Raw genomic sequence first — 24870 nt, 5'->3', positions numbered from 1 at the left:
CATGGCGCGGATCATCTATGTCGAGGATGACGAGCTGGTCGGCGCGGTGGTGCAGCAGATCCTCAGCAAGGCCGGGCATATCGTCGGCGTCATCCACCACGGCACGCTCGCCTTCGATACCATCGCGTTCAAGAAGCCCGATCTGGTGATCCTCGATCAGTCGCTGCCCGGCATGCAGGGGCTCGACATCCTGCGCGCGCTGCGCCGGCTGCCGGCACTCTACCTCACCCCGATCCTGATGCTCTCGGCCAAGGGCAGCGAAGCCGCGGTGGACGAGGCGATGGGCGCGGGCGCCAATGACTATCTGGTCAAGCCGTTCGAGCCCGATCAGCTGGTCGAGCGGGTGACCGACGTGCTGCGCAACAACAGCTTCCGCCGCGAAGCCAGCGCCTGACGCATTCCCTCCCTGAATTCCCTCTCCCTTGCAGGGAGGGGATAGGGCGATCCTAGACTTCCGCGGCGAGCAGCGCGGCGGCCCGGTCGGCCAGCTCGCGCAGCCGCTTGCTCTGCTCGGGCAGCAGCTTCATCCGCGGGCTCTTGTCGATCGCGCACAGCGCGCCGAGCGCCTCGCCCTCGGGCGAGATCAGCGCCGCGCCGATATAGAAGCGGATATGCGGCGTGCCGAGCACCAGCGGGTTGCCGGCGAAGCGCGGGTCGTTCGCCGCATCGAATACGCACATCACTTCGTTGGGCCGCGCGATCGTGTGCCCGCAGAACGAGATGTCACGATCGGTCGAGCCCAGTTGCGCGCCGTGGCAGGCGAGGATGTGCTGCTGCTGGCGGTCGATCACCGTGGCGACGCCGATCTCGCTGCCGAACAGCTCCGCCACTTCCTCGACGATCGCACGCAGCTCGGGCGACGGCTCCTTCGCGGTGTTGCCATATTTGTCGACCGCGGCCTGGCGTTGCTTCTCGTTGCGCAGCAAGGGCGCGAGCGCGTGGAAGATCGGTTTCAACTTGGGCACCATGGCAGCTCCTTGCCACAGATTGTCTAACCACTTGGTGAAGGGAGAATACGCGTATCCGCGTATCCGGGTTCAGCCGCGCACGAACAGATTTTTGAGCCACAACGGTCCGGCGCGCCCGGCCTCGCGCCAATCGCCTTCGTCGTCGGCCGCATCGGCGGTGTAGCCCCGGGGGTCGAACAGCTTCACCCGCGCGCCCTTGAACGCGGCGGAGTTGCGCGTCACCAGCGTCAGGCCATGCTCGAGCGCGGTCGCGGCAAACAGCGCGTCGCGCGTCTCGGCAATCGCCAGCTGGCCGCGCCGGCGTGCCACCGCTGCGTCGAGCGGCAGGATATGTCCTTCGAATGCCGGCACCAGCCGCTCGTCGATCCAGCCCCGGATCGCCGCGCCCGCCGCCTTGTCGCGCCGCGCGGCGTCGGCGGCGCTCGTCTCGAGCTCGACCAGGCTGATCGCCGAGAGGAACAGCCGCTCGCGCGCCACGCTCGATGCCCAGGCGGTCAGCCCCGCCTCGGCGCCGCCGCTGCGCGCGTGGCGCAGTTCGAAGACGATCGGGGTGTCGAGCAGGAACATCTACCAGCGCTCCGGCGGGCTCAAGGCTGCGTCGGGCGCGCCCGGCGGCAGGGCGAGCAGGTCGATGATACTCTCGCGCTCGCCGGTCAGGCGGCGGAACTGGTCGATGCTCATCAGCACGTGCGTCGGGCGTCCGCGATCGGTGACGAACACCGGTTCGCCGCGCGCGACTCGCTTGGCGGCGCTGACGTCCTGGTTGAATTCGCGGCTGGTGACGACCTTCATTTCGTGCCTACGTACCTAGATTGTCCGCGTTGTCATGTAGGTACGTTACTACTGTGTGGGCGACATGCAACAGAAACCTCCCGGCACCCCGGAAAATGCATGTGCGCAGACAATTTACGGTTGCGCAGCGCCCTTGGCGTGGGCTCCCTCAGTCCTGCGAAAGGCGCAAATGGCGCCGCGCAGAGAGGATTTCGGGGGAGGTTTTATGCTCGATTTGTTGAACGGTGCCTGGCACGCATTGACCGATGTGCTCAGCCCGCACGGCCCCGCGGTGAACGCCGCGAAGAGCTATGCGCCGGGTGATTTCAGCATCCATTTCTTCCTCCAGCTGGCGATCATCATCCTCGCCTGCCGCGTGGTCGGCTGGCTCGGCCAGAAGTTCCTCAAGCAGCCCCAGGTCGTCGGCGAGATGATCGCGGGCGTGGTGCTCGGGCCGTCGCTGCTCGGGCTGTTCTTCCCCGATCTTCAGCTCGCAATCTTCCCCAAGGAGGCGCGCAACGTGCTCTACACCGGCGCGCAGCTCGGCGTCGGGCTCTACATGTTCATGGTCGGCCTCACGCTGCGGCTCGATCATTTCCAGTCCAAGGCGAAGAGCGCCGCGGGCGTCTCGGCGGCCGGCATCGTCGCGCCGTTCCTGCTTGCCGCGCTGATCACGCCGTTCCTGCTGACCGTGCCCGGCCTGTTCACCCCCGGCATCAGCCAGGCCAACGCCACCTTGTTCATGGGCGCCTGCATCGCGCTCACCGCCTTCCCGATGCTCGCCCGCATCATCAACGAGCGCGGCCTCGCCAATTCGGCGCTTGGCACGCTGTCGCTGACCGCCGGCGCGTTCGATGACGCCGCGTCGTGGTGCGTGCTGGCGATCGTGCTCGCCACCTTCGGCGCGGGTGCCGGCGTCGCCGTGCTCGCGATCGGCGGCGCGGTGATCTACACCGGCTTCATGCTTCTCTGGGGCCGCAAGCTGCTCGCCCCGCTCGGCCGCATCGTCGAGGAGAAGGGCGAAATGACCACGGGCATGCTCGCGGTCACGATGATGCTGTTCTGCACCTCGGCCTTCATCATGGACGCGATCGGCATCCACGCGATCTTCGGCGGCTTCCTGATGGGCGTCTGCATGCCGCGCGGCCTGTTCGTCGAGGAGCTCAAGAAGAAGGTCGAGCCGATCGCGGTCGTCCTGCTCCTGCCGATGTTCTTCACCTATTCGGGCCTCAACACCCGGATGGACATGGTCAATTCGGTCGAGCTGCTGCTGATCGCGGCAGGCGTGCTCGCGGTGTCGGTGCTCGCCAAGTTCGGCGCCTGCTATGCCGCCGCCCGCGTCGCCGGCGAGGACAACCGCACCGCACTCGGCATCGGCGCGCTGATGAACTCGCGCGGGCTGATGGAGCTGATCATCATCAACATCGGCCTGCAAAAGGGCATCATCGGCCCGACCTTGTTCTCGATGCTGGTGCTGATGGCGATCGTCACCACCGTGATGGCCACCCCCCTGTTCGAAGCGGTCTATGGCCGCAAGGCACGCGCAAGCGGCGAGCTGGAAACGCTCGAGCCGAAGCTCGCTGCCGTCGCCTGAGGTCCTCCTCCCCCCGTCCCGCGCATCCGCGGGACGGGGAATTTTCCGGAGCAACAACATGAGGAACGCGCTTCTCTGCGCCACGGCGCTGCTCGCCGCCGGCACCGCGCACGCCCAGCAGGTCAAGCTCACCCCCAGCGCCGAGGTCCGCCTGCGCTACGAGCATGTCGACCAGGACGGCCTGCCCAACGACGCCGATGCCGTCACCCTGCGCGTCCGCCCCGGCCTCACCGCCAGCTGGAACGGCTGGTCGGCGCTGGTCGAGGCCGAGGGCGTGGTCGCACTCGCCGACCTCTACAACGACGGCACCAACGGCAAGACCGCCTATCCGCTCGTCGTCGACCCCGAGAACGTCGAGCTCAACCGCGCCCAGATCCGCTATGCCGGCAAGGACGGCCAGTCCTTCACCGCCGGCCGCCAGCGCCTCAACTTCGCTGACGATCGCTTCGTCGGCACCGCGCCCTGGCGGCAGAGCGACCAGACCTATGACGCGCTCCGCATCCAATATGGCAAGGCGCAGGGCCTGGCCTTCGACCTCGCATACAGCTGGAACGTGCTCACGGTGAACGGCCGCAACGGCACCGGCGCCCGGCCCCGCGCGATCGGCGGCAATAATGTCTTCGTCAACCTCGGCTACGGCACCCGCGCCGGCACGCTCACCGGCTTCGCTTATCTGGTCGACCAGGACGAAGCCGCGGTGCAGGGCTATCGCCTCTCCAGCCAGACCTATGGCGTCCGCTTCGCCGGCAGGCAGCAGCTCGCGAAGGATGTGACGCTCGGCTACGCTGCCAGCTGGGCCAGCCAGAGCGACTATCGCCGCAACCCCAATCGCTACGCCGCCGATTACTGGCTGGGCGAGCTCAGCCTCAACGCGAAGGCGCTGAGCCTCACCGCCGGCTACGAGGTCCTCGGCGCGGACAAGGGCGTCGCGCTGACCAGCGTCCAGACCCCGCTCGCCTCCTATTTCAAGTTCAACGGCTGGGCCGGCAAGTTCGGCACCACCCCGCCGAACGGCCTGCGCGACCTCTACGGCACCGCGGGCTATAGCTGGAAGAAAATCGGCCCGCTCGACGCGATCAACTTGGGCGCGACCTGGCACCGCTTCGACAGCGACCGGCTCGGCCAGCATTATGGCGACGAGCTCGACCTGATCGCAGGGGTGAAGCGCGGCCACTACGCGCTCTCGGCTCGCTACGCGCACTACAGGGCGGACGCCTTCGCCACCGACACCGACAAGGCCTGGCTGCAGTTCGATTGGACGCTCTGAACAATCCTCCCTCGCGAAGCGGGGGAGGGGGACCGCTCGCGTAGCGAGTGGTGGAGGGGGCATCTCCCCGCGCGTCACGCACGCGGCTCGGCCCCCTCCGTCACGCTGCGCGTGCCACCTCCCCCGCTGCGCGAGGGAGGATTTCAGCTCCTAGGCATTGATCGCCGCGATCAGCGCGCGGTGGCTCGGCAGGTCCTCCGTCGCCCGCTCGGCGAACCCGCGGATCCGCGCGAACAGCTTCTCCGCCGCCGCCACGTTCGGGAAATCGCCGCGACCGCCCGACAGGTCGGTGCGGAAGTCCATCCCGTAGAGGATGTACTGGTAGTTGAAGAAGGCGAAGCTCTCGAGGTCGAGGGTGAAGTCGAAGCGCCCCGGCGGGCGGTGGCGCCATTGCCGCAGCAGCTCCTGCAGCGCCGCGGGGATCGACGCCGGATCGGCGTTGTCACGCCAGAACGGCTCGTCGCGCCGGCTCAGGCAATAATGCAGCTTGAGGAAGTTGATGATCCGCTCGAAGCGCGCGACGATCAGCTCGTTGAAGCGCTTCGCCGGCGCGTCGATCGGCCCGCTATGCGGGAACAGCTCGGCGATCATCCCCACCGCGGCCTCGATCAGCACCACGCCGGTCGATTCGAGCGGCTCGAGGAACCCGCCCGCAAGCCCCACCGCCACGCAGTTCTTCACCCATTGCGCCTCGCGGTAGCCGGGCTCGAACGGGATGATCCGCGCCCGATACGCGTCATGCCCGATATAGCCGCGCAGCACCTGCGCCGCCTCGTCGTCGGACATATGGGCGGAGGAATAGACCGTGCCGATCCCGCGCGCGCCCTCCAGCCCGATGTCCCAGGTCCAGCCCGCCGGGTGCGCGGTGGCGACGGTGAAGCTCTCGATCGGCGCGTCGGGATCGCCATACGGGATCTTGCACGCCAGCGCCCGGTCGGTGAACAGCACGTGCTTCGCCGACTTGAACGGCGCGCCTAGCGCCTTGCCGATCAGCTCGGCGCGGAAGCCCGAGCAATCGACATAGAGGTCCGCCTCCAATGCGCCCTGCTCGCGGGTGCGCACCCGCGCGATCGCGCCGTCCCCGCCCAGCTCGACCCCGGTGAGCAGCCCGGTGACGTGCCGCACGCCCAGCTCCTCGGCGCGCGCCTGGAGCACCTTGGCCAGCCGCGCCGCATCGAAATGATAGGCATAGTTGAGCGGCCCCGAATATTCGCCTTCGCCCGCCTTCTTGGGCGCGCGCTGGCGCTCGGCGACGCGGTTCTGGATCGTCACCGCCTCGGCGAAGGGCGGGCGGCTCTCCGGATCCTGAAGCAGCCAATAGGGCACCAGGCTGCTGCCCTCGGTATAGAAGGGCGCCTCGAACGGGTGGAGATAATGGTGCCGCGTGCCGTCCGCCTGCGGCGCGTGCAGCCAGTCGTTGAAGCGGATGCCCTGCTTGAAGGTGGCCGATGCGGCGCGGATGAAGCGCGTCTCGTCGATGCCGAGGAATTGCAGCGTCGTGCGGATCGTCGGGAAGGCGCCTTCGCCCACGCCGATGATGCCAAGCTCGGGCGATTCGAGCAGCGTGATCTCGATCTGCGCTTGGTCCGCCAGGTCGAGGAAGCGCGCCAGATAGGCGGCGGTGAGCCACCCGGCAGTCCCCCCGCCGACGATCAAGATGCGCCTCTTGCCCATGTCGCGCCCAGCCTAGCGCGGGGATCGCGGCAAGGCCACTGGCTGGTTGAGCGGGGCGGGCGCTCGCTCTACGCTCGCACCCTGAGACAAGGGGGCGCCGCGCCATGAGACTCGACGATCTCGCCACCAGCCGCATCCGCGACCGTGTGCTCGACGGCGTCGATCTCGCCGCGACCTTCATCCTTGCCGCCGAGTGCGCGCTGACCGCGGTCCACGCCGATTTCGACCTGTTCGGTATCCTCGTGCTGTCGTTCGTCGGCTCGGTCGGCGGGGCGGTGATCCGCGACCTGCTGCTCGGCGAGCATCCCCCGGCGCCGTTCCGCGACTGGCGCTATGCGGCGCTCGCGCTGGCGGCGACCTCGGGCGTGATCGTCGCCTCGGTGCTGACCGGCGGCATCGGCACCTATACCCCGCCCGTCGCAGTCGACATCTTCGAGGGGATCGGCCTGGCGCTCGCCGCGGTCGCCGGCGCCCGCAAGAGCCTCGACTACAGGCTGAACGGCGCGTCGGTCGTGATCATCGCCACGGTCAATGGCTGTGGCGGCGGCATCCTGCGCGACGTGCTGATCGCGCGCGTGCCGGCCGTCCTGCACGAGGATTTCTACGCGACCGTGGCGGTGGCGGGGGCGACCCTGTTCCTTGTGCTGGTGCGCCGCTTCGCCGTCCGCCCGGACCTGGCCGGCGCGGTCGCCGGCATCGCCATCTTCGCCTTGCGCACCGCCGCGCTGCTCGGCGAGTGGCGCCTGCCGCATCTGCGCTAGCCCATCCTTCCTCGCCGGCCCGCTCACCGGCGAACCCGCCGACCTCCCCGCCACTGCCGCGCGCTACCCGGGCGTGTCAGGCGGTGCCGTGGCGCACGGAGTCCGGCCGCCCGATCGGCACTAGGACGTCGGCTCATTAAGCGGCCCGTCGTCTTTCGCCCCAATAGCGGACACTGCACCTGTCGTTCGTAAACGACCGGATTTGGGCCGCTTGGGGACTGACCGCTTTAAGGTCAACAAGTGTTGAGAGCAGACCTTCGTTCGATGACCTCGACGGCGACAGGCGGTGGGAGCATGCACTGCCCCGGAAACGGCATCCGTTGATGAAGGTGTCGACTATCGGATTGCTGTCATGGTCAGTCCTCTGCGGGTTCGAATGGTGGCTGGTTGCCCGACCGCGTCGACTGGTTTTGGAGATCGGTGTCAGGATTGGAGCGGAGCGCCACCCGGCAGATGCCAGCCCGCCGAGTCAGTTCACTTTGTGGGTCCTCAATCCAGGGAAGGAGCTCGTGCATCCTGTCGCGGAACGGGAAAGGCCGCTCGAGCCCCTTGCTTGCCGCATGTGCGACGGACAGCATGAAGCCCTTCTTCGGGCCGGAGGCGATCTCCCGGCACGCCGTGAGGAAGCTGTCACCGTCGCCGGTCTGCAATGCGAACTCAATGTCCTCGATCTGGCAGAACGCGATCTCCCTACGGTCCTCTGGCTCTATGCCACCCTCGGCGTCAGCGAGTGCATGCGCGTTTGCGATGACGTCCTCAGCCTGGTTGCTCGCCATCGCCAGCCAGCTGTCGGCGGTCGCGATGATACCCTGACAGTTGGCCGCCAGGACGGGGGCGCCTGCCACTGCTTTCCGCGCGTGCGCGAAGAAGCGCCAGATCTGGAAGATTCCCTTGGCGAGCTCCTCGAAGCCGACCGAGGCCGCCGCCACCGGATCGTCCGCGTATCGCGCGTCGAAGGACATACGCTTGGCCTTGCACTCGACGACGGCGACAACGGCCGGTCCCTTCGAAACGAGGATGTCGGGTGTTCGGTAGCGGGACTTCTTCGGACCGTATTCGATCTCTGGCGTGACAGTGTGCTCATCCATCATCGCCTGCAGGTATTCGAGCACATAGCCCTCGAAGCGCTTGCCGATCCCGGTCCAGACGGATGGACCGCCCTTCACCACGTCGAGGTAGAGGCCTGAGGTGTAGCGGTACATGATGAGCTGGGGAATCGGCGATCGCAGGCGCTGCCCACCTTCCCCGAAGGCGATGATGGGGTAGTCGCGCATTAAACTCGGACTGTAGCCCGTGTGCCGCTTGTGTCGTCGCATGCTGGCGGCGAGTCTTCGTGCCTCAGCAAGGTCGACGCAGATACGGGCGAGTGCGGCCTCCCGCACCTCGGGCGAGATGTTGACCTTGGATAGGTCGCGTTCCCGAGGGACGAAGTCGGCTCTGGCGAGTCCGCCGTACATGCACACGCCCGTCTTGATGAAGTCGGCAACGGATATCCCTAAATCCGCCTCGAAGAACTCCTTCGCGCTGCCCGAACCGTAGAGCAGCACGGACCTGTAGATGTGGGGTCCGTTGGCGACGCCGCGCTGCCAGGGGAACTGCCGCTGGGCGATGCGCGCCATCTCGTAGAACACGTCGTGCCGCTCCAGGAATATCCCGTCCTCCGCGTTCTCCAGGTTGATCAGGATCGACTGGAGCGCGCGCAGCGTCCCGAAGGAGTCAGTGCGCAAGAGTCGGGTTCGGGCCACGCCGAGCCCCTTGGCCTTCGGCGTCGCGAGCAGCTCGTTCACGAGCGTCTCGAGCATCCAAAGCGGAATGTGGTAGGGCGAGCCTAGCTTGGCGCCGAGCGCCTCCGGCGGTAGGTCGGCCACTGCTTGGAGCGCACTGGCGTTTCCGGCCTGCGCCGCCACAACCGCCGAGACCAGGTTGATCATCGGCTCATCGATGCTTTGCGAAAGATGGCGCTCGAGCTTCCGCCGGTACACATCCCTTCCTAGGCGACCCACGCTGCCCCCCCTCTATCGCGAGCCTAGGCGGGTTGGGACCACCTGCACTGCGCTTTCGACCACAAGCCGATGAAACACCTGTGCATGGGCCGCGGCAGCATCGCTTTCGGAATTGTAGTTCCTGACATGTTCCCTAACATCGCACCATGGCATCCAAGATCAAGAGCGATGGCGGAACGAGCGGATTCGCCACGAACGGCGCAGTGCCACTGGGTGCGCGGCTGGCGAGCGAGATTGTGAAGCCCAGGGACTGGGGCGCCCTGCAGCGGAATTGCGTCGTCCTCTTCAGGGAGGAGCTGCGCGATCCCAATACGAAGGAGTACGGGCGGAACGGCCAGAAGCAGGGCGGCATCGACATACTGGGCTACCGGAACGCAGATCCCGCGCATGCGGTCGGAATCCAGTGCCGCAACATAGGCAAGAGCCTCAAGCAGTCCGTAATCATGGAGGACTGCCGTAGCGCGCTAGCGCTGGAGTTCGGCCTTAAGGAGATCATCTTCGCGACTACTGCGCCGGACGACACGAAGTCGGACCAGGCCGCCAAGGCAGTGGAGCGCGAGCTGCGGGCCGAGGGACACGACCTCACCGTGCACGTCTATGGCTGGGGGCAGCTCCAGACGCTGATCGCGATGCACGAGCCGGCGTACAACGCTTTCATGCCCGGCGTGGTGGCGTCGGCGCGGCCCGTCGAGCCGGATCCGAGCTCCGGCACGGAAGCCGAAGGGCTGATGGCCATCATAGCCGACACGATCGCCCAGCAGATGAGGGGCTACAAGCTCGCGCCGCAGCCAGACGCGCAGCCAGCTGGACCGGGAGGCATTGGCGACGAGAGTCCAGCCCTGCACGCGAAGATAGACGTGCTCCGGGACCTAGTCCGCGAGGGCGGCGGCAAATCCCTGGAACAGCGCCTGATCGCGCTGCGCGACAGTCCGGAGGCCGCCGACGCGCCGTGGGCGCGCTACCGCATCGAGACCAACATTGCCGCGTCGCAGATGGACCAGGGCCGGGAGCTCGACGCCGCCGAGACCTACGAGCGCGCGCATGCGATGCGGCCTGACGACCCGGGCGCACTCGCCAACCTCTCCATAGCGAAGACGATCAAGGGAGATCCCGACGAGGGCATGAGGATCGCGCGGGAGGTGCTGGCCCGACCCGACAGGACAACGTTCGCGCTGAGCGCACTGCTTCAAGCGGCGTCCCGCTCTGACTGGCAGGGCGATCCGGACAGCCTGGTGCCGGAGGATTTGCGCGGCACCGCCACGGCTGAGCTGGCGGTCGCCGACTTCCTGAGGAAGCGCTGGCTTCCCGGGTGGGAGGCTAGGACGCTTGCGCTGCCCGATGGCGAGAGCGACTTCGACGACATCGGCCGACAGAAGGCGCTTGCTGTCCTGTCGATCGCCGTGGACAGTCGCGTGCACGTCGTGGGCGGCAAAGATGCAGTGACGGACGCGCAGATCGACTCGGCGGCCACCGAGATGCACTCCCACGCGGTTCACTTCCTGCGCAACGGGTACCAGCATCATCACGACCTCATGGCTCACGTGAGCAACGGGGCTCTCCTCCTCAGGCTCGCTGGGCGCAACGAGGAAGCAGAGGGCCTCCTGAGGGAGGGCTTGAGGGCCGCGCCCAGCGAGGACCAGCTGATGCGCCTGCTCGCGATGTCGTTGATCGACCGCGGGCATCTCGACGAAGCGCTCTCCGTCCTGGAGCCGGGAACGGAGCCGGAGACGGTGCTCATGAAGGCGCAGTTCTCCAGGACCGGGACCGCGGCAGATCGTCTGGCGATCCTGCAGCGCATGTCCGAGCCTGCCGACGACCGGGTCGCCGGGATGCGGCGCAGGCTCACTGTGGAACTTGCCCTGATGGCGAAGGACCTGGAGGCAGCGGACCAAGCGATCGAGGACATGTTTCGTCACCCCGGCGACGTGGTGGCGGCCAAGCTGCTGCAGGTTCAGAGGGACCGGCAGACAGGCATCCTGGACGAGGAGGCGAACGACAGGTTGCTGCGGATCGCGTCGGAACTGGGCGACGACGTCAACCCGATTGACCGGTTCCTCGTGGCCGAGGCCTTGCTCGAGGCAGGGATGCCCGGCGATGCGGCCGATCTGGTCACGGATCACATCGACCTGTCGAGCCCGAGGCCGGCGACGTTCCTGTTTCTCACGGCGCTCGCCGACGCGCGACGAGACGGCGAGTACCGCGACGCGCTCGCCGCCGCCTCGGACGCTGTGCGTGGACACCCGGACGTACTCTGGCTCGACGCGCGTCATGCCTGGAACGCGGGCGATGTCGAGCGTACGCTGGTAAATGCGGAGCGCCTGCTCCAGTTGAAACCAGACCTCCCGAAGGCCGTCCTCCTCCGGATCGAGGCGCTGCTGCGCCTAGACCGGTCCCGGCAGGTGCTCGAGGCTATCGACGAGCCGATCGAGGATTTGCCGTGGAAAGGATCGCGTGACCCTTTCCGCGTAGCTAACCTGCTCAGCCACTTCGGCCATCATGATCGCGCAGCCCGCTACGCGTACAAGCTCTTCCTTGTTCACCGCGACAAGCCGAGGGCCTGGATGACCCTCTCGTCGATGACTATACGGGAGGGGCAGGAGCCGGGCGTGCGTCCCGACGCCTGGTCGCCCGAGGTCGTGGCACCTGAGGTCGCCGTCGATGTCGAGTATGATGACGGCGGCACCGCCTTCTTCATCGTGGAGCCGGATTCCCGTCTGCGATCAATGGACTCCGACTCCTGGGAGCCGGAGCACCCGCTGGTCCGCGCCGTCATGGGGCTTGCCGTCGGTGACGCTTTCACGGCGCCTGACGGTCGCCGCGGCACCATCACCAAGCTGCGCCACAAGATTGTCGCGCGCTTCCACTACGTGTTGGAGAACTACGAGAAGCGCTTCCCAGAAGTCTTCGGCTTCAAGTCGATGACGATCGATCCAACGAGCCCGAACGGCCTGGACGACCTGATCGCGTCGCTCAAGGAGCGCCACGACTGGGTGCTCGCCGAACAGGAGAGCCATTTTGCTAGTGGGATGCCGATCGATGTGCTGGCAGCTCGACTCGGGCTCGACACCATCGATGTGGCTGCCGGCATCGTCGAGCAGGGGCTGAGGCTCTCCGTCGCCGCAGGGAACGAGGAGGAGCGCCTCTCTTCGCGCGATTCGATCATTGCCAACTCGGGCCAGGGGTGCGTGCTCGACTTGCTCGCGTTCTGGTCGGCATGGCGGCTGAAGGTACTGGATCGGCTGGCGAGATTGTGTGGCCCGATATCAGTGCCGCAGAGTGTCGTCGACCGACTGCAGGCCCGACGAGAGCGGCTGGCGATGTCAATAACCTCGGGACACGGGTCGATCGCGTATCAGGACGGCAAGATCTTGCACACGGAGATTCCGTCGGAGCGGGTCGCCGAATTGCGTGATGACGTCTCCGCAGCGCTCGCCTGGATTGAGGTCAATGATGCCGCGAGGCCTGTGGTTCTGGACGAGACGCTGCCTCCCGTCGTTCGCGACCACGTCCGGTCGGGCCGCAGCGACATGCTGGACGCCATTGCCATATCGTTGAGGTCGGGACACCTGCTGCTATGCGACGACCTAGCCCTTCGAGCGATGCACAAGGGTCTCGGCGGCGACAGGTCCGCGTGGCTCCATTCGGCCCTCACCCATGCCGCAGACATCGGCGCGCTTCCGAGCGAGGAGTTTACCCAGCTCACGGTGGACATGATCGCGAGTGGCCAATCCTACCTCGGCGTCTCCGGCAGCATGATCGCGCTCGGGATGGAGATGGATTCTCTTCAGCACGGCAGGCTGGGCGGCCGGGCGACTGCGCTGGTCAGCCGCCTCGGGGGCAAGGAGGCCGAAGTGCGGTCGCACGTCCAGGCCGCCTGCGAGGCGATCGCCCACCTGTGGTCGACGCAGAGTGTCAGGGCCGTGCGGGAACCCGCGACCGGCCTGATACTCGAAAGGCTGATCCGCGAGCGTGACGAATGGCGCAACATTCTCGCGGTGGTCATCAAGTATACGGTACGTTTTCCAGGTGCCCAGCAGTACGTCAGGGACTGGGCCAGGGGGCATTTCCTGCCGGGATTCGCGTGACCGCTGACGCGCTAGATCAACCACTCAATAATCGACGTCCTGCGATCGCCTGAACGAATGGCAGGTTTCAGGGACGCGGCGAACCTGGCCGAATGACTGAGTACTGAGCGCAAAGCTGACCTGACGGCTTGATCTAGGCCAAGTCCGCTAACCACCCAGTGTCAGCCGTTCAGCCGTTGTACTTGCAGCTGTCGCTTATGAGTTCCCGACCCGGTCGCCCCATCGCTCTCCTCGGTCTCACGAAGTCAAAGCGCCCGGAACCGGAAATCCCGGAACGTTGCCGCGCCCTCGCCGGCCGAATAGAGCCCCGGCCGCAGCATCAAAAACCCACCCCGCACATTGTGGTGGTAGCCCGACACTTCCATCCCGCGGTCGAAGCGCTTCCAGTTCTTCCCGTCATCCCCCGAGAGGTGGAACGACACGATGTGCCTGTCGTTGCGCACCCGCATCCTGAGCCGTCGGCCATAGGGGTTGGCCGGGCGCCCGCGCTCCATGCCGTACTGGTGGGTGACGAAGCGCTTCTCGTCGAAGCCGAGCCCGCAATAGAGCTTCTCGTCGTAGAACAGCACCAGCCCCGCCGTGCCGCCCGGCGCGATCTCGATGTCGCATTCGAATTCATAGGCGGTGTCGCCGGCGATCAGCAGGAGCGGGGAGGAGTCGGCCGGCGCCTTGCCCGAAGCTCTCAGGATCAGCGCGCCACCCTCGGTGCGCGCACGGTCCGCCTCGCCGGGGGCGGGCTTGAAGAAGTTCCAGTGGCGCCCGAGCGCGAGCGGCCCGCTGAAATCGTCCGACAGCGCCTGGCCGTGCGGCAGCGCGGCGCCGCCGCGGGGCTTGCGGATCGGCTTGGACAGGTCGCCGCCCTTCATCCGGAACCAGCCGTCGGCGGTCCATTCGATCGGGTCGAGCAGCGCCTGGCGCCCCAGCGTCCAATAGCCGTTCTCGAAGCCGTGATAGACCGCCCACCAGCTGCCGTCGGGCGCCTCGACCAGGCTGGCGTGCCCGCGCGACCACCAGGCCTCGTCGTTGCTCGTGGTGCGGACCAGCGGGTTGGCCGGGCATTGCTCCCAGGGCCCGTGGATCGAGCGCGACCGAGCCGCGATCACCATGTGCCCGGTCGGCGGTCCCGCCGTGCCGCCCACCGCGGTGATCATGTAGAACCAGTCCTTGTGGCGGTGGATCTTCGGTCCCTCGGGCGAAAAGCCCTCGACGTCCCAGTCCTCGGGATAGTGCCAGGGGTCGTAGACATGCTCGACGGGCCCGACCGTCGACAGTCCGTCCTCCGAAAGCCGCACCCGGTCGCCGCCGGAGAGGAACAGCCAGCGCGATCCGTCCTCGCCCACGGCGTGGCAGGGGTCGATATGGCTGTGCAGCCCCAGGTCGATCGGGTCGCTCCACTGTCCGTCGATATGGTCCGCCCAGATCACGAAGATCGAGTTGGGGCTGGCCTTTACCGGCACGTAGAGGAAGTAGCGCCCGGCATGCTTCTCCAGGCTGACCGCCCACACCGCGCCGATGTTCTTGGTGAGCGCGGCGCCGCGCGGCTGCCAGTTCACCAGGTCGCGGCTGTGCCAGATCGTCAGCCCGGGGTACGAGTCGAAGCTCGAGAAGGTCATGTAATAGTCCGCGCCGTCCTTCAGGATGGCGGGATCGGGGTGGTCGCCGGCGAGCAGCGGGTTGCGGAAGCGCCCGTCGCCCAGGTCGGCGATGCGCTGGTTGTCGAAGCCGCGCTTCCGCTCGGGGACCGGAGCGTCCACTGCCGCCGCAGCCGCCTCGTCCGGCCGAAGCAGCGGCGCGGCGCCTGCCAACATTAGCGCTCCGAATGTTCCGCGCCGGCTGATGTCCATCCGTTCCTCTCCCTTTCAGGCGGTTATGACACCGATGTCATTTCTGGGGAAGGGCAGTTCGCGGGTGCCACCTTAGGGCGCCTTGGTAACCGTTGCGTCCACTTTGGCGCGAAGTCGAATATTTCCTATCCTTCATCGAAATGCAGACCCTACAGTCGGGCAAGGCTTGAGGGGGCGGACGGGGATGCGGCAGACCACGCTATCGGTGGCACTCGAGGTGAAGCCCGAGAGCTTCGACCATCTGTCGGGCCTGCTCGACGCGCTGCGCGACCGGCGCAGCCAGAATCCCTCGGGCGGCACCGGGCCCTTCGCCGACTTCCTGACGACGGTGCCCGCGGTGCACTTCATGTCGCTCACCGCGTTTCCCGGCTTCGACTATGACCCGCTCTTCGTGATCGAGGCCAATTTCGACGGTGCCCCGGGGCCCTTCTGGGCGCAGCTCGAGACCGCGATCGGCCCCGATCTGCGCAACTTCCTGCGCTGCTGCAAATGCCCGCTCGACGACACCAGCGCGCTGTTCACCGCCGTGACCGCACCCGACAGCCGCGCTCCGATCGCCCCCTATCTCGAGGCGCGCACGCTCACCCCGACGGTCTATCACCACGGCAATCGCGGCATGACCCGCGACCGGATCCTGGCCGAGGAGAAGCTGTTCCTCGGCACCCGCGCCGAGCTCGCGCACAGCAATGACGGCGGCCCCAGCCCCTATCGCAAGCTCCGGCCGGTGGAGATCCACGCCAGGCTGCGCGCCGCGCTCGTCCCCCAGTTCGGCTGGCTCGATCAGCCCGCGCCCGCCCGCATCCCGCTCGCCCAGAGCCTCGGCGACTATGCCCGGCTCGCCGGCTTCGTGCTGCTGGTGGTCGCCGCGCTGTCGGTCCCCGGGCTGATCCTCAAGAGCCAGCTCGCCTGGCAATGGTATGTCGGGCTCTGCGTCGCGCTGTTCGCGGTCTTCACCGGCATCCTCTACAAGATGGGCAAGCCGCTGCCGGGCACGGCGACGCCGACGCGGTTCAGCTTCCTCACCTTCTTCCTGCGGCACGTGCTGGTGCCGGCGGTGATCGCCGCCGCGGTCTATGCCGCGATCGCCGCCTTCGTCGCCGCGCCGGTCTGGTCGTGGCTCAGCCACAAGCCCTTCTGGCCGGCCTGGTGGGACATGGCGATCTGGGCCGGCTGGAGCGCGGGCAGCATCGCGGTGACGGTCGCCGGCATCCTCGTCTGGCTGCGCTGGCTCGAGCGGCGCGACGCCTCTCAGGACGCGCCCCCGGTCGATCCCAAGATGCTGCGCGAGATGGCGCGGCGCGAGGACTGGATCCCGCAGAACCACATGGGCTCGGTGGTGCTGATCAAGCCGGGCGTGCTGCGCGCGATCCTGATCCGCGTCGGCCATCACGGCCTGCATCTGCTGCTCCGCGCGCAGAAGGCGGCCCGCAACGGCTATCTCGGCTCGATGCGCACGATCCACTTCGCGCATTGGGCGCGGGTCAACAACGACAGCCGGCTGATGTTCTTCTCGAACTTCGACCAGACCTGGGAAAGCTATCTCGATGACTTCATCGAGAAAGCGCATGCCGGGCTCACGCTCGCCTGGTGCTGCGGGGTGGGCTTCCCGCCGACGCGCTTCCTGGTGAAGGACGGCGCCAGCCATGGCCGCCAGTTCAAGGAATGGGCGCGCCACTCGATGGCGGTCAGCCGCTTCTGGTATTCGGCCTACAAGGATCTCACCGCGGAGCAGGTCGAGCGGAATTACCGCATCGCCTGCGGTCTCCGGAAGAAGCAGCTCAGCGAGAAGGAGGCCGCCGCGTGGATCAACGACCTGTGAGCGAGGGCGGCGGCACGCCGAGCTGGCATCTCTCCGCACCCGCCAACACCCAGGCCCAGGGCCTGGTGGTGAGCGGTTTCGCCAATCTGCCCACCGGCCGCGCGCTGTTCCTCGAGCTCGGCTGGAAGGGCGTGAAGAAGAAGGGCGGCGGCGCCTGGCTCAAGGCGCTGCAGGAAGTCGCCAAGGTGACCGACGCCGATGGCCGCGATCCGCGCGCGGTGGCGATGGGCTTCACTTGGTCGGGCCTCCAGAAGATGGGGCTCAACGCCAATGCGCTCGCCTCGTTCGACCGGCCCTTCAAGGAGGGCATGTTCCAGGAGGATCGCCTGCGCCGTCTCGGTGATCGGCGCGGCGAGGAATGGCAGGGCACGGTGATCCCGGGCGGCCCCAAGTGGAGCGGCAACACCCCGCTCGACGATGCCGCGGTCGATGAGGAGGCGCGCGCCTTCGATGATCGCGAGGAGATTCGCGAGGAGCGGGTGAAGACGCCGGTGACGGTCCACGCGCTGCTGCTGCTCTATTGCGAGCATGACGAGGCGGCCGAGGCCTGGTGCGCTGAGGTCAGCAACGCGCTCGAGCCGCTCGAAGTGAAGGTGGTCCACCGCCTGCCGCTCGACCTCCGGCTCGACGCCCAGGGCATAGCCCGCGAGCATTTCGGCTTTGCCGATGGCGTCTCGCAGCCGATCCCGTTCGAGGACGGCACCGTGGTCTACAAGACCGGCGAGAACGTCCCCAAAGACCATTGGAACGGCGTGCCGCTTGGCGAGATCCTGATGGGGCACCTCAACGGACATAACGAAGTCGCGCAGGGGCCGGTGATCGCCGACGGGATCGGCGACACCAGCGGCTTGCCCGCGCATCCCAAGGGCGTCGGCTTCTGCGACCTCGGGCTGAACGGCAGCTACATGGTCGTCCGCGAGCTCAAGCAGGACGTCTATGCCTTCTGGCAGTCGATGCGCGCCGGCGCGGCGCATATCCGCGAGCGCGATCCCGAGGGGTCGGGGCACGTCACCACCACCTGGCTCGCCGAGCGCGTGGTCGGGCGCGACACGCATGGCAATCTGCTCTGTCCGCTCGGCGGCACGATCCCGGTCGAGAACAATGATTTCGGCTTCTGGGACCGCGATCGCCACGGCGCCGGTTGCCCTCTGGGCAGCCATGTCCGCCGCGCCAATCCGCGCGACGGCCTCGCGCCCACCCCGGCGGACAAGCAGACGCTGCTCGATGCGGCCAACAATCACCGCATCCTGCGCCGCGGCCGCAAATATGGCGCGACGATCAGCGTGCCGCCCACGCCCGACGACGTCGATCGCGGGCTGCTGTTCGTCTGCCTCAACACCGACATCACGCGCCAGTTCGAGTTCGTCCAGCAGACCTGGATCCTCAATCCGAACTTCGCCGTGCTCTATGACGAGACCGATCCGCTGATCGGCCCCAAGGGCAAGATGACGATCCCCGAGGAGCCCTATCGCCGGATCATCGATGTCGAGACCTTCGTGCAGATGGCGGGCGGCGAATATTTCTTCCTGCCGAGCATGCCGGCGCTCAACTATCTCGGCTCGCTATGAACGCGCTCACCTCGCGCGACGTGCTGCGCCCCGGCAAGAAGGGGCTGGCGCGCTGGATCGAGGGCAGGGTGTTCGCGCTGATGCCCTATGCCTTCGCCTTTTTCCGCCACTGGAAACCGGTGGTGAAGTTCGGCGGGATGACGCTCACCTCGCGCTATGACGACGTGAAGGAAGTGTTCGGCACCGATCCGGTGTTCGGCGCACCCTACAAGCCCAAGCTCGACGTGATCATGGGCGGCGAGCCCTTCTTCCTCGGCATGGCCGACACCCCGCTCTATCACCGCGACACCGATGCGATGCGCATGGTGGTGCGCCCCGGCGACCTGCCCGGACTCGGTCACAAGGTCGAGGCGATGGCCGAGGCGATCGTCGCCGCCGCGCCGGGCCGGGTCGAAGTGGTCGACACGCTGGTGCGCCGCGTCACCTTCTCGGTGCTCGCCGATTATTTCGGCGTGCCCGAGCCGACCGGCGGCGATCTGCGCGTATGGGGTACCCGGTTGTTCGAGTTCCAGTTCGCCGATCCCAAGGGCGATCCTGCGCTGCGCGCCGATGTCGACCAGATCGCCCCGGCGCTGCGCGCGCATATCGACCGGGAAATCGCCGCGCGGAAGGTCTCGCCCGGCCGCGACGACGTGCTGTCGCGCTGCCTAGCCTTGCAGACGAAAGGTGTGCCCGGTTTCTCGGACGTCGAGATCCGCACCAATTTGATGGGCTTCATCGTCGGCGGCCCGCCCCAGCCGCCGATGGTCGTGCCCCAGGCGATGGAGCAGCTGCTTCGCCGGCCCGACGCGCTTGCCGGCGCGCAGGCAGCGGCGCGGGCAGGGGATGACGATCTGCTCTGGGGCTTTGTCGTCGAGGCGATGCGCTTCGATCCGCTGGCGCCGGGCCTGCCGCGCAACGTGCTGGTTGACGGCGTGATTGCGCGCGGCACCTCGCACCAGGCAGAAGTGAAGGCAGGCGATACCGTGCTCGCCGCCTTCGCCTCCGCGATGATGGACCCGCGGCGCGTGACCGATCCGTCACGCTTCGATCCGCACCGCCCCGCCAGCGATTACATCCATTTCGGATATGAGCTGCACCAGTGTTTCGGCCGCCACATCAACCGCGCGACCTTGCATCTGATGCTCAAGCCGTTGCTCAAGCGCGGCAACCTCCGCCGGGCGCCCGGCAAGGCGGGCAAGCTGGTCAAGAACGGCCCCTTCGCGGAATCGCTGACGGTAGCGTTCGACTAGATCATTTGGCCGGGATCAGCTGCTTCCAGCGGGCGTCGAGCTTGGCCTGGGCGGATGCGGTTTTGGTCCGGGAAACCAGCGAGATGCCGCGCAGGGCAACGCTATGGCCGCTCAGCAAACGGCCGCTGATCGTGTAGCCGATATCGTAGATCGCGACATCCTCATGCGGGTCGCCGTCCACGAGGAATCGCGTGACGATGACGACGGGCAGGCGCTCGTCGCCGCGGCTGTTGTCCGGCAGCCCCGCGGCTTCGCGGGCCTTTTCGAGCGGATGCTCGAACCAGCCGGCCTCGATCCGCGGCTCGCCGGTGGTTTCCGCCGGCGCCGCGCCGAGCGCAGTGGGGAAGAGGATCTTCTGACTCTGTACCGACTGGGCGGAGGATGCCGTCTTGAGCGTCAGCACATGCTTGCCCGCATCGGCGGCGACCAGCACCAGCGTGCCGGCGCGCGCCGAGGCGCGCTGCGCGTCCGCGACCTGCTCCGCCTTGGTGTCGCTCCGCTCGCTCCAGCTGTTCCACAAGGCCAGGCCTGGGATGACGACGGCGAGCACCGCCAGGATCTCGCCCAGCGTTATCCATCGCCGCCGGATGGCAGCGGATTCGGCGGCGCGCGCCTGGGCTTCGGGATCGGCTTGCGCCGGTGCGGGCGCTTCGGGGGCGGGGTCTTCCACGAACCCGAACTAGCGGAGCACCGCGGCCCGCGCTAGCGCCGCGGGCTCGGTCCGCCGCGATAGCCGCCCTGGCGCTCGAGCATCCAGCCGGGATATTCCGCCGGCAGCTTGCTCACCGCGTCGAGCTTCGCCAGCTCCTCCGCAGTGAATTCCACCTCTACCGCGCCGAGATTGTCCGCCAGCTGCTCGGGCCGCTTGGCGCCGACGATCACGCTCGACACCGCCTTCTGGTGCAGCAGCCAGCCCAGCGCGAGCTGCGCCACCGAACGGCCCTTGGCCTCGGCCAAGTCGCGCAGCACGTCGACCACGTCATAGCCGCGGTCCTTGTCGACCGGCGGGAAGTCGAACCCGGCGCGGCGGCCTTCGCCTTCGCCGTCGCGGGTATATTTGCCCGAAAGGAAGCCGCCGGCGAGCGGGCTCCACACCATCAGCCCAACGCCTTCGCTCTCCAGCGCGGGGATCACCTCGCGCTCGAGGTCGCGCCCGGCGATGGTGTAATAGGCCTGGAGCGATGCGATCGAGGCGTAGCCGCGCGCGGCCGCAATCCCGACTGCCTTCATCACCTGCCACGCTGCCCAGTTGGACAAGCCGATATACCGCACCGTGCCGCGTCGGACGAGGCTGTCGAGTGCATAGAGCGTCTCCTCGATCGGCGTGACGCTGTCGAACCCGTGGATCTGGTAGAGGTCGATATGGCTGGTGCCGAGCCTATCGAGGCTCTTCTCCACCTGCGCCATGACATGGCCTCGCGAGGCGCCGGCGCCGTTGGGGCCGTCATGCATCCGGCCGAGCACCTTGGTCGCCACCACCACTTCGTCGCGGTGCACGCCGAGGTTCTTGAGCGCCTGGCCGAGGATCTTCTCCGAGCGACCCTCGGCATAGACGTTCGCCGTGTCGAAGAAGTTGATCCCCGCGTCGAGCGCCGCCTTGACCAGCGCATCGGCCTCTTCCTGCTGGAGCTGGCCGATCCGCCCCCACATGCCGCCTTCGCCGCCAAAGGTCATGGCGCCGAGGCAGAGTTCGGAGACGATCAGGCCGGAGCGGCCGAGCTGGTTGTAGCGCATGGGAGGACCTCTTGGGCGGAAGGGGAGGAGCTCCGCAAATGTGGTCCGCCGCGCTGCGCTGCAATGGCGGCGCGCGGGATTTTTGTGCGGCCGCGCCGTGAGTCGGCGCCATGGCAACGGTGTCAGCAAACTCAGACAATATGCCGCGATGCGGCAATATCCCGTGCTGTGGCGCGGTAAGTGGCTGCAAGGGCTGAAAACTAATGCGCTGCAAATGTATGAGTTGACAGCCAAGCCGGTCGGGCATAGCCAAATGTGACCGCTAACATCGCGTGGTGCGATGCGAGCAATGGCCCGCAAGAGGCCCTTACAGGAGGGGATATATGCACGCCCGAGTTGCATCCGGTTTCGCTGCGCGTCGTCTGGCAATCCTCGGCGCGGCTCTGCTCGCCGGAACGGCCTGGCCTGCGCTCGCCCAGAACACCAGCACGGCCGCCGACGCGCCCGCCCCGCAGGCACAGAGCGTGCCCGAGGAAGAGCAGAGCATCGTCGTCACCGGCTATCGCGCTTCGCTGCAGAGCTCGACCAACGCCAAGAAGAACTCGGTCGGCTTCACCGATTCGATCTTCGCGGAGGACATCGGCAAGTTCCCCGACACCAACATCGCGGAGAGCTTCAACCGTATCCCCGGCGTGACGATCGCCCGCGAAGTGACGGGCGAGGGCGTCAACGTCACGATCCGCGGCCTCGGCACCAACTTCACCCGCGTGCTGCTGAACGGCGCGCCGGTCGCGGTGGCCTCGACCGGCCGCACCGACTCGCAGAACACCAACCGCGAAGTCGACCTCGACATGTTCCCGACCGAGCTGTTCACCTCGCTGACGGTGAACAAGAGCGGCATCGCCGACCAGGTCGAGGGCGGCGCCGCCGGCACGGTCAACATGCGCAGCGCCCGGCCGTTCGATCGCACGGGCACGCACGTCACCTACGGCGCGCAGCTGACCAAGAACACCAATTCGGATGACTGGGGCTATCGCGGCTCGCTGCTCGGCAGCACCACGATGGGCGATTTCGGCATCCTGCTTGGCGTCGCGGGCGTGCACAACAAGGTGCGCACCACCGGCTTCGAGACGATCGGCTGGACCAACCCGAACCTCTCCGCCGCTCAGTGCGGCGCGGCGACCGGATGCAACCCGACCGGCGGCGGCAACTGGACGATCCCGGCCACTGTGCCCGCCGGCTCCGGTGCCGGCCTGATCACCGGCACGCCGATCGACCAGGCCTTCCTGCTCGCCCGCAATCCTGGCGCCAATATCGGCCAGATCGACAACGGCATCATCCCGCGCCTCGGCCGCAAGATGTTCGAGGAAGGTACCAAGGACCGCATCAACGCGATCGCCAGCCTCGAGTACAAGGGCGAGAGCTTCCACGCCTATGTCGACGGCATGTTCGGCTGGAAGGACAATGAGCTCGAGCGCGTCGACATGAACTGGGTAGGCCGCAACGGCGCCGCCATCCCGCTCAACACCACCTACGACAAGACCGACTGCTCGCAAGGCTGCACGGTGACCAAGGGCACCTATGCCAATGCGCAGTGGTTCCTCGAATATCGCCCGTTCATCGAGAAGACCAAGTTCTGGGGCGTGAACCCGGGCTTCGACTGGCAGATCGCTGACAAGCTCAAGTTCGAGGGTGCCGCCAACTATACCTGGTCGAGCTTCCACCGCGAGTCGCCCAGCGTCGTGGTGCTCACCACGCCCGGCGCGGGCGTCGTGGTCAATTACGACAACACCGCCGGCGAGATGCCGTCGATCACCACCAATATCGATCTCAACAACCCCGCCAACTTCTCCTGGCCGGGCGGCCGCGTGAACATCCAGGACGAGAAGCGCGTCACCGAGACCAAGGGCATCCGCGGCAACCTCGCCTGGGGCGACAATGCGTTCAACCTGAAGGTTGGCGCCGCCTATGACGACACGTCGCGCCGGATCAACGCCTATGACAACAGCCAGGCTTGGCAGAACGCCGTGTGCGGCGATCGCCCGAGCGTTTTCGTGCCCTCGCCCAACACCCAGCCGCCCTGCAACGGCCTGGTCCAGACCGGCGCGGCGCCGGCGGGCTATCCGACCTACCCGGCCTATGGCACCGGCTATTCCTCCGGCGCCACCGGCCCGGTCACCTATGGCGGCTCGCTGATCTCGAATGCGCAGCTGCCGGGCCTGCTCCGGCCTACCTCGGCGGGCTTCGTCACTGTCGATTGGGACGCGTTCAAGAAGGCGTCCAACTATGACGCCTTCCACGACGCCGCGCCCGAGGCTGGCTCATCGAACACGGGCGCCAGCGGCGGCTATGTCCGCGAGAAGGTGCTCGGCGCCTATGCGGAGGCGAATGGCGACCTGCAGCTCGGGCCCAACCACCTGAACTACAATGTCGGCGTCCGCTATGTGCACACCGATCAGACGATCGGCGGGCGCGTCTCGATCTCGGATCCGCGCAACTCGCAGGATCCGGACGGCGCCGGCCCGCTGCCCGCGGCCTGCCCAGGCACCGGCAATGTCCGCGACGGCAGCTGCTACCCGAACATCACCAACTTCGTGTACACCGACTCGAACTACGAGAACTGGCTGCCCTCGGCGAGCGCGGCCTTCCATCTCGGGGACGCTGCGGTGGTCCGCGCCGCGGTTTCGAAGACGCTGACCCGGCCCAATCCCAACACGATGCTGCCGGGCCTCAACTTCTCGAGCCCCTCGGCCGATGTCGGCTCGGTCGGCAACCCGTCGCTCCAGCCCTATCTCTCGACCAATATCGACCTGGGCTTCGAATATTATACCGGCCATGAGGGCTATGTCGGCTTCACTGCCTTCCGCAAGGCAGTGACCGGCTTCACCACCACCGGCACGGTGACGGTGCCCTTCGCGGCGCTGGCGGCGTACGGCGTCACCTTCGATACGCTGACGCCCACCCAGCAGGCGGCGATCAACTCGCGCGGCGGCCCCACCGGCGCCACCGTGGTGCTCCAGCAGCAGGTCAACGCCACCGGCACGCTCAAGGTCAACGGCCTCGAAGTGAACTGGGTGCAGCCGCTCGACTTCCTGCTCGGCGGGCTCGGCCTCAACGGCTTCGGCTTCAACGCCAACCTGACGCTGATCGACCAGACCGGCTCGGGTGCGGCGCCGGCCGTCGCAGTGGGCGTCTCGCCGGTGACCTACAACATCACTGCCTATTACGAGCATGGCGGCGTCAACATCCGCGCATCGACCACGTTCCAGCGCGGCTCGGTCTCGTCCGACGCCAATCAGAACGGCATCGCGCTCGCCCGGCTCTATTCGAACGACTATCAGCAGTATGACCTCTCGGCGAGCGTCGACTTCGCCAAGGTGTTCGACATGAAATGGGCGCCGGAACTGACGCTCGACGTGATCAACCTCACAAAGGAAAAGCAGCGCAGCTACTTCCAGTTCAACAATGCTGCCTTCACGCTCTACGATCCGGGCCGCCAGGTCATGATCGGGCTGCGCGGCCGGTTCTGACGGTCTCGCAGTAAAGGGGGAGTGGCGGCCGGGCCCTTTCAACCGGCCGCCACTGCCGAACCCACCTCCATGGGAAATCA

Annotated in this window: 18 protein-coding genes; 10 read left to right on the top strand and 8 right to left on the bottom strand. The window is 67.1% G+C overall.

The window, feature by feature from the left end:
* Nucleotide 1: 1 nt before the first annotated feature.
* Nucleotides 2-394, top strand: coding sequence for a response regulator (locus ABLE38_RS04685; protein ID WP_348972994.1), 393 nt, complete (start codon nt 2-4; stop codon nt 392-394).
* Between the two features lie 52 nt (nt 395-446).
* Here the strand turns inward: ABLE38_RS04685 and ABLE38_RS04680 are convergent, their stop codons facing one another.
* From ABLE38_RS04680 to ABLE38_RS04670, 3 genes are all read right to left on the bottom strand, one after another.
* Nucleotides 447-965, bottom strand: a complete 519-nt coding sequence (locus tag ABLE38_RS04680) for a GAF domain-containing protein (RefSeq protein WP_348972993.1) — start codon at nt 963-965, stop codon at nt 447-449.
* A gap of 72 nt (nt 966-1037) precedes the next feature.
* Nucleotides 1038-1535 carry a PIN domain-containing protein gene (locus ABLE38_RS04675; protein ID WP_348972992.1) on the bottom strand — a complete coding sequence of 166 codons (498 nt, stop codon included), beginning with the start codon at nt 1533-1535 and terminating at the stop codon, nt 1038-1040.
* Complete coding sequence (locus ABLE38_RS04670) at nt 1536-1760, bottom strand: type II toxin-antitoxin system Phd/YefM family antitoxin (protein WP_348972991.1); 225 nt, start codon at nt 1758-1760, stop codon at nt 1536-1538.
* A 205-nt stretch (nt 1761-1965) separates the two neighbouring features.
* On the opposite strand from ABLE38_RS04670, the gene ABLE38_RS04665 reads away from it, so the two are divergent.
* Nucleotides 1966-3333 (top strand): cation:proton antiporter, encoded by a 1368-nt coding sequence (locus tag ABLE38_RS04665; protein ID WP_348972990.1) that lies wholly within the window; start codon nt 1966-1968, stop codon nt 3331-3333.
* A gap of 58 nt (nt 3334-3391) precedes the next feature.
* Nucleotides 3392-4600, top strand: a complete 1209-nt coding sequence (locus ABLE38_RS04660; RefSeq protein ID WP_348972989.1) for an alginate export family protein — start codon at nt 3392-3394, stop codon at nt 4598-4600.
* 150 nt (nt 4601-4750) lie between these two features.
* Here the strand turns inward: ABLE38_RS04660 and ABLE38_RS04655 are convergent, their stop codons facing one another.
* Nucleotides 4751-6256 (bottom strand): tryptophan halogenase family protein, encoded by a 1506-nt coding sequence (locus ABLE38_RS04655; protein WP_348972988.1) that lies wholly within the window; start codon nt 6254-6256, stop codon nt 4751-4753.
* A 122-nt stretch (nt 6257-6378) separates the two neighbouring features.
* Here ABLE38_RS04655 and ABLE38_RS04650 point away from each other — a divergent pair, with 122 nt between their 5' ends.
* The gene (locus tag ABLE38_RS04650) at nt 6379-7035 is read left to right on the top strand and encodes a TRIC cation channel family protein (RefSeq protein WP_348972987.1); all 657 of its coding nucleotides are present in this window, start codon (nt 6379-6381) and stop codon (nt 7033-7035) included.
* Between the two features lie 356 nt (nt 7036-7391).
* Here the strand turns inward: ABLE38_RS04650 and ABLE38_RS04645 are convergent, their stop codons facing one another.
* The gene (locus tag ABLE38_RS04645) at nt 7392-9017 is read right to left on the bottom strand and encodes a hypothetical protein (protein ID WP_348972986.1); all 1626 of its coding nucleotides are present in this window, start codon (nt 9015-9017) and stop codon (nt 7392-7394) included.
* A 167-nt stretch (nt 9018-9184) separates the two neighbouring features.
* Here ABLE38_RS04645 and ABLE38_RS04640 point away from each other — a divergent pair, with 167 nt between their 5' ends.
* Nucleotides 9185-13123 (top strand): tetratricopeptide repeat protein, encoded by a 3939-nt coding sequence (locus ABLE38_RS04640; RefSeq protein ID WP_348972985.1) that lies wholly within the window; start codon nt 9185-9187, stop codon nt 13121-13123.
* A gap of 245 nt (nt 13124-13368) precedes the next feature.
* Here ABLE38_RS04640 and ABLE38_RS04635 read toward each other — a convergent pair whose 3' ends face one another.
* Complete coding sequence (locus ABLE38_RS04635) at nt 13369-14931, bottom strand: family 43 glycosylhydrolase (RefSeq protein ID WP_348972984.1); 1563 nt, start codon at nt 14929-14931, stop codon at nt 13369-13371.
* A gap of 220 nt (nt 14932-15151) precedes the next feature.
* On the opposite strand from ABLE38_RS04635, the gene ABLE38_RS04630 reads away from it, so the two are divergent.
* The 3 genes from ABLE38_RS04630 to ABLE38_RS04620 are packed head-to-tail and all read left to right on the top strand — an operon-like array spanning nt 15152 to nt 19586.
* On the top strand, nt 15152-16786 hold the full coding sequence (locus ABLE38_RS04630; RefSeq protein WP_348972983.1) for a hypothetical protein: 1635 nt from the start codon (nt 15152-15154) through the stop codon (nt 16784-16786).
* Nucleotides 16768-18354 (top strand): hypothetical protein, encoded by a 1587-nt coding sequence (locus ABLE38_RS04625; RefSeq protein ID WP_348972982.1) that lies wholly within the window; start codon nt 16768-16770, stop codon nt 18352-18354. The genes ABLE38_RS04630 and ABLE38_RS04625 overlap by 19 nt, the downstream gene beginning before the upstream one ends.
* The gene (locus tag ABLE38_RS04620) at nt 18351-19586 is read left to right on the top strand and encodes a cytochrome P450 (protein ID WP_348972981.1); all 1236 of its coding nucleotides are present in this window, start codon (nt 18351-18353) and stop codon (nt 19584-19586) included. The genes ABLE38_RS04625 and ABLE38_RS04620 overlap by 4 nt, the downstream gene beginning before the upstream one ends.
* Nucleotide 19587: 1 nt before the next feature.
* Here the strand turns inward: ABLE38_RS04620 and ABLE38_RS04615 are convergent, their stop codons facing one another.
* Nucleotides 19588-20256, bottom strand: coding sequence for a hypothetical protein (locus ABLE38_RS04615; RefSeq protein WP_348972980.1), 669 nt, complete (start codon nt 20254-20256; stop codon nt 19588-19590).
* A gap of 32 nt (nt 20257-20288) precedes the next feature.
* The gene (locus tag ABLE38_RS04610; RefSeq protein ID WP_348972979.1) at nt 20289-21320 is read right to left on the bottom strand and encodes an aldo/keto reductase; all 1032 of its coding nucleotides are present in this window, start codon (nt 21318-21320) and stop codon (nt 20289-20291) included.
* A gap of 40 nt (nt 21321-21360) precedes the next feature.
* Between ABLE38_RS04610 and ABLE38_RS04605 the strand changes: the two genes are divergently transcribed.
* Both ABLE38_RS04605 and ABLE38_RS04600 read left to right on the top strand, forming a co-directional pair.
* A complete protein-coding gene (locus tag ABLE38_RS04605) occupies nt 21361-21579 on the top strand; it encodes a hypothetical protein (protein ID WP_348972978.1) in 219 nt (72 codons plus the stop codon).
* A gap of 64 nt (nt 21580-21643) precedes the next feature.
* On the top strand, nt 21644-24790 hold the full coding sequence (locus ABLE38_RS04600) for a TonB-dependent receptor (RefSeq protein WP_348972977.1): 3147 nt from the start codon (nt 21644-21646) through the stop codon (nt 24788-24790).
* Nucleotides 24791-24870: the final 80 nt, after the last annotated feature.

The organism is Sphingomonas sp. KR3-1 (genome assembly GCF_040049295.1).
In the GTDB taxonomy this organism is placed as follows: Bacteria; Pseudomonadota; Alphaproteobacteria; order Sphingomonadales; family Sphingomonadaceae; genus Sphingomonas.
Note: the sequence above shows the minus strand (reverse complement) of the source record. Positions and strands in the feature narration are given on the sequence as shown.

Coding starts and splice junctions, on each gene's coding strand:
- ABLE38_RS04635 (WP_348972984.1), bottom strand. CDS start 14,931: ATGTTGGCAGGCGCCGCGCCGCTGCTTCGGCCGGACGAGGCGGCTGCG.
- ABLE38_RS04665 (WP_348972990.1), top strand. CDS start 1,966: ATGCTCGATTTGTTGAACGGTGCCTGGCACGCATTGACCGATGTGCTC.
- ABLE38_RS04670 (WP_348972991.1), bottom strand. CDS start 1,760: ATGAAGGTCGTCACCAGCCGCGAATTCAACCAGGACGTCAGCGCCGCC.
- ABLE38_RS04675 (WP_348972992.1), bottom strand. CDS start 1,535: ATGTTCCTGCTCGACACCCCGATCGTCTTCGAACTGCGCCACGCGCGC.
- ABLE38_RS04600 (WP_348972977.1), top strand. CDS start 21,644: ATGCACGCCCGAGTTGCATCCGGTTTCGCTGCGCGTCGTCTGGCAATC.
- ABLE38_RS04620 (WP_348972981.1), top strand. CDS start 18,351: ATGAACGCGCTCACCTCGCGCGACGTGCTGCGCCCCGGCAAGAAGGGG.
- ABLE38_RS04610 (WP_348972979.1), bottom strand. CDS start 21,320: ATGCGCTACAACCAGCTCGGCCGCTCCGGCCTGATCGTCTCCGAACTC.
- ABLE38_RS04650 (WP_348972987.1), top strand. CDS start 6,379: ATGAGACTCGACGATCTCGCCACCAGCCGCATCCGCGACCGTGTGCTC.
- ABLE38_RS04660 (WP_348972989.1), top strand. CDS start 3,392: ATGAGGAACGCGCTTCTCTGCGCCACGGCGCTGCTCGCCGCCGGCACC.
- ABLE38_RS04640 (WP_348972985.1), top strand. CDS start 9,185: ATGGCATCCAAGATCAAGAGCGATGGCGGAACGAGCGGATTCGCCACG.
- ABLE38_RS04630 (WP_348972983.1), top strand. CDS start 15,152: ATGCGGCAGACCACGCTATCGGTGGCACTCGAGGTGAAGCCCGAGAGC.
- ABLE38_RS04685 (WP_348972994.1), top strand. CDS start 2: ATGGCGCGGATCATCTATGTCGAGGATGACGAGCTGGTCGGCGCGGTG.